Here is a 16,147-nt window from a genome sequence, read left to right on the forward strand (position 1 = left end):
ACAACCACCTCCTTATGTATTAAACTTTGCGGTGCTTTATTTTTTATTTTTCTTATCTGCAATACAGCTATTGCAAAAGATAGCTGCAATTTAAAATCTATTACAAACAGTGTGTCCATTCCCTTATCGCAAGGTATTGCTGCAGACATAAAACTAGAAAAAGGCATTAACCAATTTGAGTTGGTATGTACGCTAAACCAAAGCGGTGTTTTTACGTTTACTCGCCCTGCACTTGAAAGTTTTTCGTGGCAACAAAATAACCAATTAAAAGCCCCTTTAAAAACAAATCAAATGGCTATTTTAATGGAACAAGGCAGCTTTAATGCAAAGCTAACTTTAACCACTACTGCCAGCTATAATCCCCGGTTTACTTGGCTAGACTCACAGCAGTTTATTGAAAAGGTGCAGTTGTACAATTTAATATTTGGGGTGTTTTATGGATTATGCGCAACGCTTATTTTTTATGCTTTAATAATAGGTTATGGCATTAAAGACGCTATTTTTAAACTGTATGGCCTCTATCTTTTTTGTATCGCTAGCTTTATTTTTTTACAAGAAGGCCAGCCCTATTTATTTACCAATGGCTACTTTTCTGCATATATCAGCCACCTTTATACATTAAGCATTGGTTTAACTATAGTCAGTGCTACTTGGTTTATGAGCGCACTATTAGAGCTACCTGAGTATTGGCGCAAATTAAGTTATGCATTAAAAATTACCGCGTTATGTGTACTGACTTTGTGCTTACAAAAAATAGCTTTAGATTTACCCGCTATTACTAATATCACCACAATCGTTACTGGCTATTTGTCACTACTGATTGTGATGACCATTTTTATACTCTCAGCTGTGCAAGCTAAACAAGGCGTTAACGAAGCCAGCTTGGTATTTATTGCCTTAAGCTGTGTATTTATCAGCATGATATTTAGAGTGTTACTAACCGAATACAGTCCTTTTATACAGCGTTATGGGTTTGTGATTGCTTTTACGATTGAATCTCTGCTTCTTGCTATTGCAGTTGGTAGGCGAATTCAACGACTCAGTTATGCTAAAAAACAGGCTGAACAGCATGCTAATTACGATCATCTTTGTCATATTTATAACCGCCGAGGCTGGAGTTTAAAAGCCAATGAGTTATTAAAAAAACACGCTCAACGTGGTGGCGTGTTGTGTTTTTTATATATCGATTTAGACCGATTTAAAGCAATAAATGATACCTACGGCCATGATGTTGGCGATAAAGTACTCTGTACGGTGGCAGAGTCAATTAGTCAGCATATGCGCAGTGAAGACGCAGTTGGCCGCTTAGGCGGAGATGAGTTTGTGGCTATGGCATTATTTACCAGCAAAGATAAAATTAACCAGCGAGTTGCGACCCTTGAACAAAAATTAAATGCGCTTAGCTTAGAACACCAAGGCAACACCATCGCTATTTACGCAAGCGTAGGGCAAATAAACTATAGCGAAGCGCCTAAAAATTTAGATGAGGTTTTAAAAGCCGGTGATGAAGCAATGTATCAAAAAAAGTCATTACGAAAAGCGCAGGCTAAGCAAACCTACACAAGAGAAAACGCCTAAAGTAATCGTTTAGGCGCATAATCATTACTCGTCTTTTTTGAATAATACTTCTGGGTTTACCATAGTTTTCATTTCTAAAACGTTACCATTTGGATCTTCAATAAAAAAAGTTTCTTGCTCAAATTCATCACCTACAAAACGGCGGTAAGGCTTATCTAAATATTCAAGGCCAGCAGCCGCAATCCGAGTTTTTAACGCCTGAAATTCATCTTCAGATAAGTGAATACCAAAATGCGGTACAGCTACTGCGCCCATATCAACATCATGACGCACTGTTGGTAAGCGCTCTGTGCTTTGATGAAGCGTTAACTCGTTACCCCAAAAATCAATGTCTACCCATCGCCCAGCTTCACTATTACCCGTTTTACAACCAAGCACGTCACAATAAAACGCTTTCGCTTTTTCAAGATCACCAGCTGGAATAGCCAAATGCAAACAGTTAGACATAAATTACCTTAGGTTATAACTTTTAATATATGAAATATGCTGCATTATACATAATTTGTAATTTATAGAACATTAATGGCATTATTTTTAGTCATTCATTGCGTACATTTAATTTAAAGCCACGGTTATTTGCTCTTTTGGAAGTCATATATCGCTTTTAGTCTTAAATCGTCGATTTTAACTATTAAAGCTAAAACTGAACCTTTATGATGTGCGCCTTATGACTAAATTCATACTTTTAAAATTCATCACCTTTTTTATCGGCTGCTTGTCGTGCTTTATAATGCATACCACATTGGCATTACCTATTGTTGTGTCTGCTGCTTTAACAGGCCTCATCGGCTCATTTATTCCGTTTCCTGCACGTTATCAAAACCACCCTTATGCCTCCATTTATGCAGGTAGTTTTGCCGGTATGTGTTCCACCAGCTTAATTAGCAACTATTGGGAAATCGCTATTATTTCTGCCATTGGCGCTGTTTTATATACACTAACACTTAATGTATTTGCAGGATTTGGCGGACGATTAGGCAGTATTGCATTTGCCAGTGTAGCCCTGTTTGTTTTAGCTAAAGGATTACTGATATGACTATTACATACCCAGTATTAGCCTTGGCTGGTGCTTTTTTTACCTTTTATTTAGCAAAGCATAACCGCTTTGATGCTATAAGAGCCTCCGCTGCACTCTCAATTATTGCCTATCTGATTTTTGCACAGCTGAGCCTCAACGCAGAACTCTATAGTATCGTTTTTTTTGGCGGCACCTTTATTGGCATGAGCGCCCCTCACCGCTTTGGTGTTTATACGCTTGCCAGTTCAGCAATTATATTTTCATTGTTTTTTGCCTATTTGGTTCCCATTCTTGATGGCTTTGGTGGCGCTTTGGGAATTAGTGCATTTTTATCAGTGTGTATTTGCCACCTTTTTATTTTACTGGGTGCGCCTCGCAGTAAAAAAACTAAAATTTAAGACTTACTTGAATAAAAGTTCAATTAAATCTTACACCTATTAAATCGTACAAAAATAACGCTCCTTTTTTTGTTCAATACAGAGCTTGGCTACGTAGAGTTCACAAAGCTGTAACACTGTAACATTCAATTAAAGGAAAAATTATGAATAAAGTATTTAAGCTCGGTGCTATCATACTTCCCTTGTTACTCATTCAAGGTTGTAGTAGCGACGATGATAACAACGCCCCTGTCACTGTAGATCCACAACCAGCCGTTTCTGTTTTTGATGCCGCACAGGACTCTGGAGAATTCACTACCCTTGTTGCAGCTTTAGAAGCAACAGGTCTAGATGAAACACTAGACGACTTAACTAACAGCTATACCGTTTTTGCTCCTACAGATGATGCATTTGCGTTATTAGGTGAAGAAACTATCAATAATTTATTAGCTGATCCTGATACTTTAAGCTCAATTTTAACTTACCATGTGATCTCTGGCAGAGTAGATGCGCAAGCAGCAATTGGTTTGGCTGGGTCAACCGTTGAAACGGTAAACGGACAAAGTATTGCACTGTCTTTAAATGGTGAAAGCTTATTAGTTAATACCAGCACGGTAACAATGACCGACATTAAAACCGACAACGGTATTATTCATGTTATTGACGCAGTACTTACCCCCAAAACAGTGTCAGAAACACCGCCAACCAACAATATTGTTGAAACAGCTCAACAAGCAGGCGACTTTAGTACTTTGCTTGCCGCACTTGACGCTGCAGGCTTAACATCGGCACTGGCGGATACGTCGAAAGAGTTCACCGTTTTTGCGCCTACCGACGCTGCATTTGAAGCAATTGGTAATGGTTTTTTAAATACACTGCTGGCAAACCCAACCGTTTTAGCGGATGTTTTAAAGCAGCATGTACTTGTTGGGTCAGTTGATTCAGTCACTGCAATGTCTTTAAACGGCCAATCAGCTGAAACGCTATTAGGCAATACACTTCCAATTGCGATAAACGCAGATACAAATATGTTGTCGTTTGGCGGTGCAAACATCATTGTTAAAGATATTATGACTTCTAATGGTGTTATCCATGTAATCGATTCGGTTATTATTTCTGATGTAACCTTACCGCAAAGCGCAGGAACAATTGCTGATATAGCCAGTGCAAATGGTAACTTTACTACACTTCTTGCTGCGCTAACGGCAACAGGCTTAGATACGTTAGTTGCTGATCCATATAACACTTTTAGTGTATTTGCTCCTACGGATGATGCATTTGCAGCGCTCGGTCAGGATACAATTAATGCGCTGTTAGCTGATACAGATACACTTCGTGATATCTTGCTTTACCATGTATTCCCTGACGCCACTGTTTTATCTGATGACGCTGTAGCCATTGCTAATAGCAATAGTAACAAAGTAGAAATGGCCAATGGCGACATGGCTGCTATTTCTTATGTAAATAGCTCGCTATTTATCAATGATTCGGCAATCACAGAGGCAAATGTAACCGCTAGCAACGGCGTTATTCATGTATTAAATAAAGTGATTATGCCACCGGCTGAAGTCGGCACACCGACTAAAACTATTGCAACAGTTGCCACAGAAACGCCTGCATTATCTACATTAGTAACTGCACTGCAAGCAGCAGGGTTAGTTGATACGTTTAACGATACCACTCAATCATTTACTGTATTTGCACCAACAAATGCGGCATTTAGTAAAATCCCTTCCGCTGATTTAGATGCCTTATTGGCTGACACCGCTGCACTAACAGGTGTTCTGACTCAACATGTATTAGGCGCTCAAGTTGGAAGTACCGATGCATTTGCAGCCAATGGTAAAATGGTCACTACACTTGCTGATAATATGCTAAGCGTAAACGTGGTAGATTTTACCAGTACCGAAAATACAGCAACAGACAGCGTAGCTTATGATGCAACAAATAATCGTTTGGTAACAGGTATGGCCAACGCAATACCAGGTAAAACCGTGTATGTATTTGATAACGACTTAGGTGAGGCAATGAGCGTATGTGAAGCAGCTTGTGCAACAACGTGGCCACCCGTGTTAGGCACTGCGGAGTCTATCGAAAATATTCCGGGTTTATCATTGATTGCTCGCTCAGATGACAGCATGCAAGTCGCTTACCTTGGCCGCCCTTTATATACCTTCTCAGGTGATACGGCAGCTGGTCAGAATAATGGTCAAGCTGTGAACGATATTTGGTGGCAAGTAAGCTTACCGGCTACATCACTACAAGTAGCTGGCAGCAATGTAACAACCACTGATATTTACACTAGTAATGGCGTTGTACACTTAATTGATACAGTGATCACAACGGCCAAATAACTAAATTTTACTGTGAGATAAGCCAGGAGTGATGCTATTTGCTCCTGGCTTTTTTATATAAAAATAGGCTTACTTATTACTACTTTGAGAGCTTGTTGGGTAGCCAAACAACACGTTTAACTTGGCTTTTAATCCTTTAGCTTGGTAAGTACTTTTAAATAAATACTGCCACTGATGAAAGGTGATTTTGATCGGGTTATTACTGTTTAATTGACCAATAATGCCGTATTTACAGGGCTTGTTTTCATCCTCTTCTACATAAGTGCCAAATAATTTATCCCAAATAATTAAAACGCCAGCGAAGTTTTTATCTAAGTAGCCATTATTTATAGCGTGGTGCACCCGATGATGCGATGGGGTATTAAATAATGCTTCAAACCAACCGAGCTTTTTTACCACTTGCGTGTGTACAAAAAATTGATAAGCCAAATTAAGTGCCACCACAGCAAAAACAATCACAGGCTCAAAGCCTATTAATATCATCGGCAACCAAAATAGCCACATTCCCGCCAGCGGATACATTAAACTTTGCCTAAATGCCGTGGTAAAGTTCATTTTAGTAGAACTATGATGCACTACATGAGCGGCCCATAACCAATGAATATGATGTGATGCACGATGAAACCAATAGTATAAAAAGTCTTGCAGTAAAAAAGCGCCTAATACAGTAAATAGCGTCAATTCAATATCAAATAGCCGAAACTGATACAACCAATAAAAAAACGGCATTAATAATAATAACGCAATGGCATCAGCGCCTTGATGTAATAAAGCAAGTAACGCGTTGGCTAAGCTGTCTTTTATATCGTAGTAACGTCTAAATTTTATAAACTCAACCCCTACAAACAGCAAAAAAATAGGGCTCAGTGCCAATAAAATAATTTCAATGCTCATGACCTTTCTCCTGAAAATAGCTGGCTATTTTTTTAAGTGCTTGGCTAACATCTTTTTTTATAAAAAAAACCAGTATAAAGTCGGGTAACCACAAAGGCGCAATACAACGAATATGGTAGCTGATCTCGGTGAGTGATGGCTGAGTATTATTGGCTTTTAAGTAAATATCACCACGGTGCTGTGCAACGGGTTTATCCCCTAAAATGCAGTAACAAATGTGGCTATTATCGGCCGTTATTATTTGCTCCTTAAATGTTGTACCTTGCATTTTTATTTGTCTAATGGTGCCTTTTCCACCACTTATTTCACCCGAGTCTTGCGGTGTTAACACTTCAAACTGCGCATTAAAAAAGCGCCCCAAATCAGCATGCGCTAATAATAAGGTGCGTAATTGTTCAGGCGTTGCTGCCACACTATGTTTAACGTTTATCTCAATCATTGTGTGCCCCATATTATTTTTATAGATCTCTAGCATATAAAAATATTGCATGGCAAACTTGCGATTAGATGACTATTTTTTAGCTTTAGGCGACAAATGAAAACCTTAGCCGATCATTACTTTTCTAGCTGTTTGGATTATCTTCAAAGCACAGGATTAGATAGCCAAGAGATACTAACTGCCATTGAATTTGATGAATATACAAATAAGCAAACACAACAATTAGCGCCACGTATTAGCTTAAAAAGCTATAATGCGCTGCTTAGTTATGCACAGCAAACGCTAAATGACTCCTTATTCGGGTTTGAATTAGGAAAACAAATACGTACCGCTGATTTTGGTGTACTTGGGTATTTAATTGAATCGAGTACTAATCTAGCCAGTGCCATTACTGCATTACTGAGCTACGACAGTTTAGTGGCTAACATAGGGCGTGCTGAGTTTGAACAGCAACAAACACTTTGCAAGGTAACCTGGTTAGCAGACCCACAGTGCAGTCCACAGGCCGTATTACGAAATATGACCGCGTGGGTAAGTGTTATACGCCAACTGCTTAATCCTCAGCTTTCGCCTAGTTGCGTTTATTTTACAGCACATTTTTCAGACAGTGAGTTACAACAATTAGCGCAATGGTTTAATTGCCCAGTAAAAGCTGGCGCTAACTTTAATCAAGTAGAGTTTCCAAGTAGTTACTTAACCCTTCCTTTTAAAACCGATAACTCCCAGATTAACGCTGTGCTAAAGCAAATGTCAGAGCAACAGCTATCCCAGTTTAAAAGTCAGCAATTATTAACAGAAAAAATTAATCATATTTTAATGGCTAAATACGATTTGCAGGACTGCTCACTGATCAGAACGGCTAGTGCTTTAAATATGACCCCGCGCACAGTGCAACGCCACCTAAAGCAAGAAAACACCAATTTTGCCGCTCTTCTTGAGCAAGAGCAAAAACGCCGTTTGTTAACTTATATTCCTCATTATTCGCTAAGCAGTATTGCAACTATGTTGGGGTTTAATGATCAAAGCTCTTTTAATCGCGCCTTTAAGCGCTGGTATCAATGCTCACCTCGTCAATTTATAAAAAACAATAATTAAACAATTTGATTACCTAAAACACACATTTAACGTGTACCTTTTTATTGATTTTATTTACACTAGCCTCATGTATTGCTTTAAAGACAATTATTTATGCGTTTGCGTATGATGTTAACTGTTTTTGTATTGGTTTTTTATAGTGCGGCCTGTCACGCAAACCCGGTTACCTTCATCGCTGAAGATTTGCCTCCTTATCATTTTAAAAACCCTCAAGGTGAAGCGCAGGGTGCCTTAGTAGATATCGCTAAAGCAGTATTAAAAGGCACGGCTTTAACAGCAACGTTTGAAATAATGCCGATGGCGCGTATGTTTCAACAACAACAAGCCAATCCTAATGCCATCATGCTGTCACTGTTAAAAACGCCAAACAGAAACAGCCAGTTTAAGTGGCTGGGAAAAGTGTATTTTGCAGATGCATACCTAGTAAGTTTACGCAGTCATAACGATGAAGTGATTCACTTAAACTTTGCCAAAGAATACAAAGTAGCCACTATTCGCGGTTATTCTGCACAGGCTTATTTAGAAGCTCAAGGCTTTACTGAAAGTGAGAATTTAGTCTTAGTCAGTTACTACCAGCAGCTATGGAGAATGCTGTATAAAAATCGTATCGATTTTGTGGTGACTAACACCCTCACCCTTGAAAACGAGTTAAAGCGAGCAGGGCTCGACCCAAACTTAATTACTAAGCGTATACATTTAGATGAGCTACCTTCTTCTCTTCACTTTGCAGCAAGTAAGCAGCTTAACCCGCAAACAGCGAAAATTATTACTGATAGATTAAACGCGATAAAAGAAAGCGGTGAATACCAACAAATTTTAAATAAATGGCAACTCCCTATTCCAACGCGCCTTTAGTATTGAGTAGGTAAAACGCCTTGCGTTAAGTAATTTTTTAATGAAGTAAATAAAGGTGAAGGTAAGTTATTAATATCGCACCAACGCCACTGTAAACATTTGTTAGGCTCTTTATTTACAGGCTCGCCACCTTCATACTTTGCCTGTACATATAAGGTAATATAGTGCTTGTTCTCAGCGCTAAAAATATCGTTGGTAAAATCGAGTTTACGAATATTAGTAACAGTAAGCCCAGTCTCTTCAGCGACTTCGCGCACTGCACATTGCTCAACCGTTTCACCAAATTCTAAATGCCCCCCAGGGGTTGCCCAGGTATTTGCACCATGTGCGCCTATTCGCTCACCGAGTAAAATTTTATTATCATGCATTACTATCACTGCAACGCCTACTCTGACAACTTGACTCATTATTACCACATTAAATAGTTCATCATTTTTATATGTTACCTCATTTAAATCATCAAACTAGTCGTTAGTTCTTTATAAACCATAGCGTTAGCTAAAAACCACACAATCCGTTCATTATTTAACCGACCATAGTCGAATATCACTCCTGATAAAAAGCGCTTAGTTTTAAATAAAGTTATATTAAATTTTGCTCAGGAGCCTTTATGTCAGGTGAATACAAACAACACTACAACGAGTTTAAACAAAACCCGGCAGCGTTTTGGTTATCGCAAAGTAAACGCCTCCCTTGGTACCAGGCTCCCGAAACAGCTTACACACAAGATGAAAACGATTTATATCACTGGTTTGCCGACGGCCAACTTAATAGCTGCTTTTTAGCGGTAGATCAGCATGTTATTGCCGGCCATGGTGATGAAACAGCGTTAATTTATGACTCACCCGTAACCAATACCGCGCGCAGCTACAGCTACTTTGAACTACAACAAGAGGTCGCTAAATTCGCAGGAGTAATGCAGTCTTTAGGCGTAACAAAAGGCGACCGCGTGGTTATTTATATGCCCATGATCCCCGAGGCCGTAATTGGTATGTTAGCCTGCGCCCGCATCGGCGCTATTCATTCGGTCGTATTTGGCGGGTTTGCAGCGCATGAGCTTGCCGTAAGAATTGATGACGCCAAGCCTAAGTTAGTACTCAGTGCTTCTTGCGGTGTGGAAGTGAATACCGTAATTGAATACAAAGAGTTACTTGATAACGCCCTCGAATCAGCCTCTTATAAAGTAGAACATTGTATTATTTATCAGCGTGAACAAGTAACTGCACCACTTATGCCTGAGCGTGATATTGACTGGGCTGTTGCAATGCAAACAGCTACTGGCGTTGATCCTGTTCCGGTAAATGGCGATCACCCGCTTTATATTTTATACACGTCAGGCACAACCGGTACTCCCAAGGGAGTTGTTCGTGAAAATGGCGGCCATGCCGTTGCCATGCATTACAGCATGGAAACCGTATACGGAATGAAACCTGGTGACGTGTTTTGGGCCGCTTCGGATATTGGTTGGGTTGTAGGCCATTCCTACATAGTGTATGCCCCGCTTATGTACCGCTGTGCCACTATTTTATTTGAAGGTAAACCAGTTAGAACCCCAGATGCCAGTGCATTTTGGCGAGTGGTTGAACAGTATAAAGTAACGGCTTTATTTAGCGCACCGACAGCCTTTAGAGCGATAAAAAAAGAAGATCCCAATGCCGATGGGTTTAAACAATACGATACTTCAAGTCTGAAATGCTTGTTTTTAGCAGGCGAGCGCTTAGATCCCCCGACCTACGATTGGCTCAAAGAAAAAACAGGCCTACCTGTGCTTGATCATTGGTGGCAAACCGAAACTGGTTGGGCGATAGCCTGTAATCCTGTCGGCATTGAGCACCTACCTACAAAAGCAGGCAGTTCAACGGTTGCGACTCCTGGGTTTGACGTACGTATTTTAGATATGAATGGTGACGAATGCGCCCCCAATGAACAAGGTGCAGTCGTTATTAAACTGCCTTTACCGCCAGGATGTTTACCCACTATTTGGCAAAATACCGAACGCTTTAAAGCCGGTTATTTAAGTGAATATGAAGGCTATTATCTTTCTGGCGACGGCGGTTATATTGATGATGATGGCTACCTATTTATTATGGGCCGCACCGATGATGTGATTAATGTCGCGGGACATCGTTTATCAACCGGTGAAATGGAAGAAATTGTAGCCGCTCATCCCGCGGTTGCTGAATGTGCCGTATTTGGTGTTAATGATGCGCTCAAGGGTCAAAACCCCATGGCCATGGTGGTATTAAAAAATGATTTTCATGGTTCGCATAAAGAAGTAGAGCAGCAATTGGTGCAAACCGTGCGTAATCAAATCGGCGCTATTGCGTGTCTTAAAAATATTATGTGTGTAGAGCGCTTACCAAAAACACGCTCAGGTAAAATTTTACGCAAAAACTTACGTCAACTTATTGATGGTGAAGAACTACAAATTCCATCAACCATTGACGATCCGAGTATTTTTGAGGAGTTAACTCTGCAACTTGCTGAAAATAAAATATAAATATTATTTTTAAAACGTCTATTTAAGCGCGGCTTAAATAGACTTTTCTCGCCCCATCTGCTTAACTAGATTTCATTAAATAGATGAAACTCACGCAAATAAATCTCTTGGGAATATAAATGACTGAAATACGATCGCAGCTGCGAGAATTTTTACTGCAATGGTTTAGTCTTTATTTTCCTGGGAGTGCGCATTTATGGTACAACATATTAGTACTGTGCTGGGTTGGCTTATTTGCGCTCATATTGCACCTCATCTTAAGGTCAGTTTCAAAACGACTACTTAAAGGCCGCTTTAGTGATAAAGTTGTTCAAACCGATACCCACACGCCTGCCGACTTAGCGCTTAAATTAACACGTAATATTTCCTTTGTTTTACAAGGTGCTGTGGTTGTTATACAAGCTAGGCTCTGGGTTCCAGAAGGAACGGCTTTTTTACATATCATTGAGATGTTTACTGATCAGTGGATCATTTTATTTGCACTGCTCTCGCTGTTCTCTATGCTCAATATTTTTCAAGCAATATCTGACAGGCAACCCATTGCAGCTCACTTTCCATTACGTGGTTTTTTACAAACAATTAAACTGATCGCCAGCGTATTAACCGGTATTTTAGCGATTTCATTATTAATGAATAAATCCCCGTTAATATTACTCAGTGGTTTAGGTGCGCTATCGGCTGTACTGCTACTGGTGTTTAAAGACGCTATTTTAGGGCTGGTGGCCGGTATTCAGCTCTCAGCAAACAATATGCTTGCGGTTGGTGATTGGTTAGAAATGCCCAAATACGGCGCTGATGGTGATGTGATTGATATAGCCTTGACCACAGTTAAAGTAAGAAATTGGGATAAAACCATTACCACTATTCCAACCTATGCGCTAATTTCTGACTCATTTAAAAACTGGCGCGGTATGTCAGAATCTGGTGGGCGGCGCATAAAACGGAGTATCCATATAGAAATGAGCAGTGTGCGCTTTTTAGATGAGCAAGAGATCACCGCGCTGAAAAAAGCAGATTTATTGAGTCACTACCTCGAAATTACCCTACCGGCTATTAACGAGCAAAATACCACGAAAAAAATAGATATGAGCTGTACGTTAAATGGTCGTCGGCTCACTAATGTTGGCACATTTCGTCATTATTTAGTCGCGCTATTAAAACATCACCCACATATTCATCAGGGAATGACACTGATGGTAAGGCAGCTAGAGCCAACTAAAAATGGCTTACCCATTGAGATTTATGCATTTACCAATACAACTAATTGGGGTGAGTATGAAAATATTCAGTCAGATATATTTGACCATATATTAGCGATATTACCCGCCTTTTCGTTACGTGCCCATGAGGCACCAACAGGGAACGATATTCGTCAACTAATTAAATAGTCACTAAATCCGTTTTAATTGCGCTATTAACCACTGGTGAATATCGCTGTTATTTGAACGTGGATGCCACGCTGCAATCACCTTAAATGGCGGTGGTAATAATTCAACTTCAAGCTGTTTCACTTTGGCGTTTGGCAGTAAACGCGATGGGTAAAAAGCAATTAAGTCAGTACTGCAGAGCAAATCGGGGACAAATGAAAAGCCAGGCACTGACATAACAATATTGCGCGCATAGCCCTTATCAGCAAACCATTGGTCGTGAGAGCCTCGTAAGTTAGCACGGGACGCCGAAACCACTAATTGAGGGTGTGCGGCCACTTCAGCAAGGCTCAACGTCGATGTAGAAAACACCGTGTTTTTCCCTGCAATACAAATATGCTGTTCTTCAAATAATGTGTCATAGATTAAGTTTGCAGGGATAAATTCAGGAAAACTAATTAATAAATCCAGCTCTCCTGCACTTATTAATTGATTAACATTATCAGAGGCAAAGTCACGAATAATCAGCTTTAATCCTGGCGCTTCGCGTCTTGTTATTTCTAATAATTGTGGCAAAAGAGCTGCTATAGCGTAATCAGTCGCACTTATTGTAAATACGCCCTTGTAACTACTTGGGGTAAATTGTTTAGGTATTAATAACGCTTCTACCTGAGTTAATATTTGATTAACGGGCTTCTCTAGTGCAATTGCCTTAGGTGTTGCAACCATTGTATTGCCTTGTCGAATAAAAAGCCGATCGTCAAATAAGTCACGCAATTTTCGCAGCTGCTCACTAATAGCCTGCTGGGTTAAGCCCATTTTGCGCGCCACATCCGACACATTTTTTAGTTTAAGTAATGCACTCAATATTCGTAATTGTTTTATATCAAGCCGAGATATACCATTCATAATTGTATCTTAAACAAAAAAGCATTGTTTCAAATTGTACCTCTTAATCCCTATGCTCACCAGCATTGTAATTGGCGCTAAACAGCATTATTAATTTAAAAGGTATTAAAATGAGTCAACCAAGTAAAAATATCGACAGTCTATTTTCATCAATCAATTTAGGCCCATACACACTTAAAAACCGTATTGTAATGCCGCCACTTACACGCTCACGCAGCACAGTTCCTGGCAATATCCCCAACGAGGTGATGGCCACATATTATGCACAGCGTGCTAGTGCTGGTTTTATGGTTACCGAAGGCACTCAAATTGAACCAAGAGGACAAGGGTATGCCTGGACACCAGGCATTCATTCTAATCAACAAATAGCTGGTTGGAAAAAAGTAACTGATGCAGTACATGCAGAAGGTGGAATTATTTTTGCTCAACTTTGGCATGTTGGCCGCGTTTCACACACCAGCTTACAGCCTAATGAAGCCAAACCTATTGCCCCCTCAGCTCTAATAGCTGATAGCGTTAAAGTCTTTATTGAAACAGGACCGGCTCAAGGCGCTTTAGCCAACCCAAGTGAACCACAAGCTTTAACAACCGATGCAGTAAAAGAGCTTGTTGGCATGTATGCACAAGCTGCCCGTAATGCGCTAGAAGCGGGGTTTGATGGCGTAGAACTGCATTGTGCTAATGGGTATTTAGTAAATCAGTTTATTTCTGAGCACACCAATAAACGAGATGATGAATACGGCGGCTCTCTTACTAATCGCCTGCGCTTTTTAAAAGAAATTGTCGCGGCAGTAAGTGACGTAGTAGGCCCTGAGCGCTTAGGGGTTAGATTTGCGCCCTTATTTAGCAGTACTGATGAAACCCGTGTTTATTTAGGGTTAGTAGAATCAGACCCACACCATACCTACATTGAAGCGATTAAAGTACTTGAACAAGCCGGTATTGCCTACCTTTCAATTGCAGAAGCTGATTGGGACAATGCCCCTGATTTACCAGAGCAATTTTATCAAGCAGCTAGAGCTGAATTTTCTGGGCGTATTATTTACGCTGGTAAGTACACTGTTGAAAAAGCGGTGGCGATGTTAGCTAAGGGCTACGGTGATTTATTTGCTTTTGGTCGCCCTTTTATTGCAAACCCTGATTTACCAGCGCGCATAAAAAATCAATGGCCATTAAATGAAGCCGATACAGCCACTATGTATGGCGGCACTGAGCAAGGTTACAGTGACTACCCTTGCTACAAAAACGATTAATTAATAGGCCATGGATGGCCTATTCAATGTTTAAACGCTTTTTACATCGTCTCCCAGCTTGTTAAATTAAATCTGCTCACTATTTTTACATTTACTAAAATGTCATACATTTGGTTAAAAAATGTCGATAAAAAGCATTAAAGTTAGTTTTAAAGTATTGTTTTTAAATAATTAACAAGCATTAAAGTAGTAATATTTTTTAATATCAATACAATAAGCTTTTATTTTTTTAGGCATCGGTCTTTGGAGCATGGGTTGTTAAAATTAGCAGGAGTTAAATCAACTTCTTTGAGTCTTTTAGCCGTGTGTGGATTATTTTTGTTATTAACTCAATTTCAAACCCAATGGCAAAGTAAGCTCTCTCTTATTAATAATCTTGTTTATCCATTACTGATTATTACCGCTATATTTGCCACTCAGTTTAATCGAAGTCGAGTCGCTATTTTGTGCGCGTTTTGGTTACTTTATTTATGCTCACTTGAATATGCTTTGCCGTGGTCAAGTTGGCTTAAAACGCAATCTGATTGGGTTTTACTATGCGCTGCAAGTTTATTAATGTTGTTAGCCGTGATAAAAGATCGCGCACTTTTATCAATACACACTGCGACCCGAACCTTATTAATTATTCTATGTGGCGGCGCAGCGTTTGCGTGGCTGGCACTGAGTCTGCATTTACAAGGGCTATCATTACAACCTTCTGTTTATACTCAACTGCTTCCTTATTTACCCATAGCTTTACCACTGTCGCTCATTGGCAGCTTACTCATTTGGCAAAGCGTAAGAACACATAACCTGACGCAAACGGCGTTACTCATTACTTTTATTGTGTGGTGCCTTAACCAACAACATATTATTGATTTTCCTTGGTCTGTCATTGCTGTACTTATGGCTTCTTTGTATTTATTAGCGGTGAGTACCGACTCTTATTATTTAGCTTACAGAGACGATTTAACGAGCTTACCAACGCGCCGCGCACTTAATCAGCTTGCTCTATCATTAGGGCGAAAATACACTGTTGCTATGCTCGATATTGACCACTTTAAAAAATTCAACGACACCTATGGCCATGATATTGGCGACCAAGTACTTAAGCTAGTGGCAGCAAAAATGAGTGGCGTTAAAGGGGGTGGCAAGATTTACCGTTATGGCGGAGAGGAATTTACCGTTGTATTTCCAAGAAAAACAGCTGAGCAGTCAATTCCTGAACTCGAAACACTGCGTCAAAATATTGCAACTTACGACATGGTGATCAGAAACCCAAAACGCACAGATAAAAAATCTCGCAAAGGTAAACAGCCAAGCGACAATAAAACGGTGAACGTGACTGTTTCTATTGGCGTAGCACAAAGAACGGCAAAACAAACCTTTGACGAGGCTCTAAAAAATGCTGATTTAGCGCTTTATAGAGCTAAAAAGAAAGGCAGAAACAACGTAAGCGAATAATGCTTTTATAACGTGGCACGCTAACGTTTAGTCATAGCGTGCCCAAAGGCAACTAATTTTATCTG

15 protein-coding genes are annotated in these 16,147 nt (G+C 39.9%); 10 read left to right on the forward strand and 5 right to left on the reverse strand.

All coding sequences use genetic code 11. The annotated features are described in order from the left end of the window. The first annotated feature begins 111 nt into the window (after window positions 1-111). Window positions 112-1,578, forward strand: coding sequence for a sensor domain-containing diguanylate cyclase (locus PSM_RS12140; RefSeq protein WP_013465767.1), 1,467 nt, complete (start codon window positions 112-114; stop codon window positions 1,576-1,578). A 24-nt stretch (window positions 1,579-1,602) separates the two neighbouring features. On the opposite strand, the gene PSM_RS12145 is transcribed toward PSM_RS12140, so the two are convergent. Further along, complete coding sequence (locus PSM_RS12145) at window positions 1,603-2,025, reverse strand: VOC family protein (protein ID WP_013465768.1); 423 nt, start codon at window positions 2,023-2,025, stop codon at window positions 1,603-1,605. A 283-nt stretch (window positions 2,026-2,308) separates the two neighbouring features. On the opposite strand from PSM_RS12145, the gene PSM_RS12150 reads away from it, so the two are divergent. The 3 genes from PSM_RS12150 (at window position 2,309) to PSM_RS12160 (ending at window position 5,327) form a co-directional block, all read left to right on the forward strand. After that, complete coding sequence (locus PSM_RS12150; RefSeq protein ID WP_008111425.1) at window positions 2,309-2,614, forward strand: hypothetical protein; 306 nt, start codon at window positions 2,309-2,311, stop codon at window positions 2,612-2,614. Then, window positions 2,611-2,994, forward strand: a complete 384-nt coding sequence (locus PSM_RS12155; protein WP_008111424.1) for a hypothetical protein — start codon at window positions 2,611-2,613, stop codon at window positions 2,992-2,994. Before PSM_RS12150 ends, PSM_RS12155 begins: the two co-directional genes overlap by 4 nt. Window positions 2,995-3,137: 143 nt before the next feature. After that, the gene (locus tag PSM_RS12160; protein ID WP_013465769.1) at window positions 3,138-5,327 is read left to right on the forward strand and encodes a fasciclin domain-containing protein; all 2,190 of its coding nucleotides are present in this window, start codon (window positions 3,138-3,140) and stop codon (window positions 5,325-5,327) included. A gap of 69 nt (window positions 5,328-5,396) precedes the next feature. On the opposite strand, the gene PSM_RS12165 is transcribed toward PSM_RS12160, so the two are convergent. Together PSM_RS12165 and PSM_RS12170 are read right to left on the reverse strand one after the other, a co-directional pair. Next, the gene (locus PSM_RS12165) at window positions 5,397-6,221 is read right to left on the reverse strand and encodes a sterol desaturase family protein (protein ID WP_008111422.1); all 825 of its coding nucleotides are present in this window, start codon (window positions 6,219-6,221) and stop codon (window positions 5,397-5,399) included. Beyond that, complete coding sequence (locus PSM_RS12170; protein ID WP_013465770.1) at window positions 6,211-6,660, reverse strand: SRPBCC family protein; 450 nt, start codon at window positions 6,658-6,660, stop codon at window positions 6,211-6,213. The genes PSM_RS12165 and PSM_RS12170 overlap by 11 nt, the downstream gene beginning before the upstream one ends. A 96-nt stretch (window positions 6,661-6,756) precedes the next feature. Here PSM_RS12170 and PSM_RS12175 point away from each other — a divergent pair, with 96 nt between their 5' ends. Together PSM_RS12175 and PSM_RS12180 are read left to right on the forward strand one after the other, a co-directional pair. Beyond that, window positions 6,757-7,755, forward strand: a complete 999-nt coding sequence (locus PSM_RS12175) for an AraC family transcriptional regulator (RefSeq protein ID WP_013465771.1) — start codon at window positions 6,757-6,759, stop codon at window positions 7,753-7,755. Between the two features lie 93 nt (window positions 7,756-7,848). Further along, entirely contained in the window at window positions 7,849-8,610 is a 762-nt protein-coding gene (locus tag PSM_RS12180) for a substrate-binding periplasmic protein (RefSeq protein WP_013465772.1), read from the forward strand. On the opposite strand, the gene PSM_RS12185 is transcribed toward PSM_RS12180, so the two are convergent. After that, window positions 8,607-9,017: a nucleotide triphosphate diphosphatase NUDT15 gene (locus PSM_RS12185; RefSeq protein WP_016900495.1), complete on the reverse strand. Its 411-nt coding sequence runs from the start codon at window positions 9,015-9,017 to the stop codon at window positions 8,607-8,609. The genes PSM_RS12180 and PSM_RS12185 overlap by 4 nt on opposite strands. Window positions 9,018-9,220: 203 nt before the next feature. On the opposite strand from PSM_RS12185, the gene PSM_RS12190 reads away from it, so the two are divergent. After that, window positions 9,221-11,110 (forward strand): propionyl-CoA synthetase, encoded by a 1,890-nt coding sequence (locus PSM_RS12190; RefSeq protein ID WP_013465774.1) that lies wholly within the window; start codon window positions 9,221-9,223, stop codon window positions 11,108-11,110. A 119-nt stretch (window positions 11,111-11,229) separates the two neighbouring features. Beyond that, complete coding sequence (locus PSM_RS12195; RefSeq protein ID WP_013465775.1) at window positions 11,230-12,498, forward strand: mechanosensitive ion channel family protein; 1,269 nt, start codon at window positions 11,230-11,232, stop codon at window positions 12,496-12,498. Window positions 12,499-12,501: 3 nt separating this feature from the next. On the opposite strand, the gene PSM_RS12200 is transcribed toward PSM_RS12195, so the two are convergent. Continuing rightward, the gene (locus tag PSM_RS12200; protein WP_013465776.1) at window positions 12,502-13,386 is read right to left on the reverse strand and encodes a LysR family transcriptional regulator; all 885 of its coding nucleotides are present in this window, start codon (window positions 13,384-13,386) and stop codon (window positions 12,502-12,504) included. A gap of 110 nt (window positions 13,387-13,496) precedes the next feature. Between PSM_RS12200 and PSM_RS12205 the strand changes: the two genes are divergently transcribed. Both PSM_RS12205 and PSM_RS12210 read left to right on the forward strand, forming a co-directional pair. Next, window positions 13,497-14,639: an alkene reductase gene (locus tag PSM_RS12205; RefSeq protein ID WP_029610021.1), complete on the forward strand. Its 1,143-nt coding sequence runs from the start codon at window positions 13,497-13,499 to the stop codon at window positions 14,637-14,639. Between the two features lie 255 nt (window positions 14,640-14,894). Further along, window positions 14,895-16,082, forward strand: coding sequence for a GGDEF domain-containing protein (locus PSM_RS12210; protein WP_236613517.1), 1,188 nt, complete (start codon window positions 14,895-14,897; stop codon window positions 16,080-16,082). The last annotated feature ends 65 nt before the right edge of the window (window positions 16,083-16,147 follow it).

Source organism: Pseudoalteromonas sp. SM9913, from assembly GCF_000184065.1.
GTDB lineage: Bacteria > Pseudomonadota > Gammaproteobacteria > Enterobacterales > Alteromonadaceae > Pseudoalteromonas > Pseudoalteromonas tetraodonis.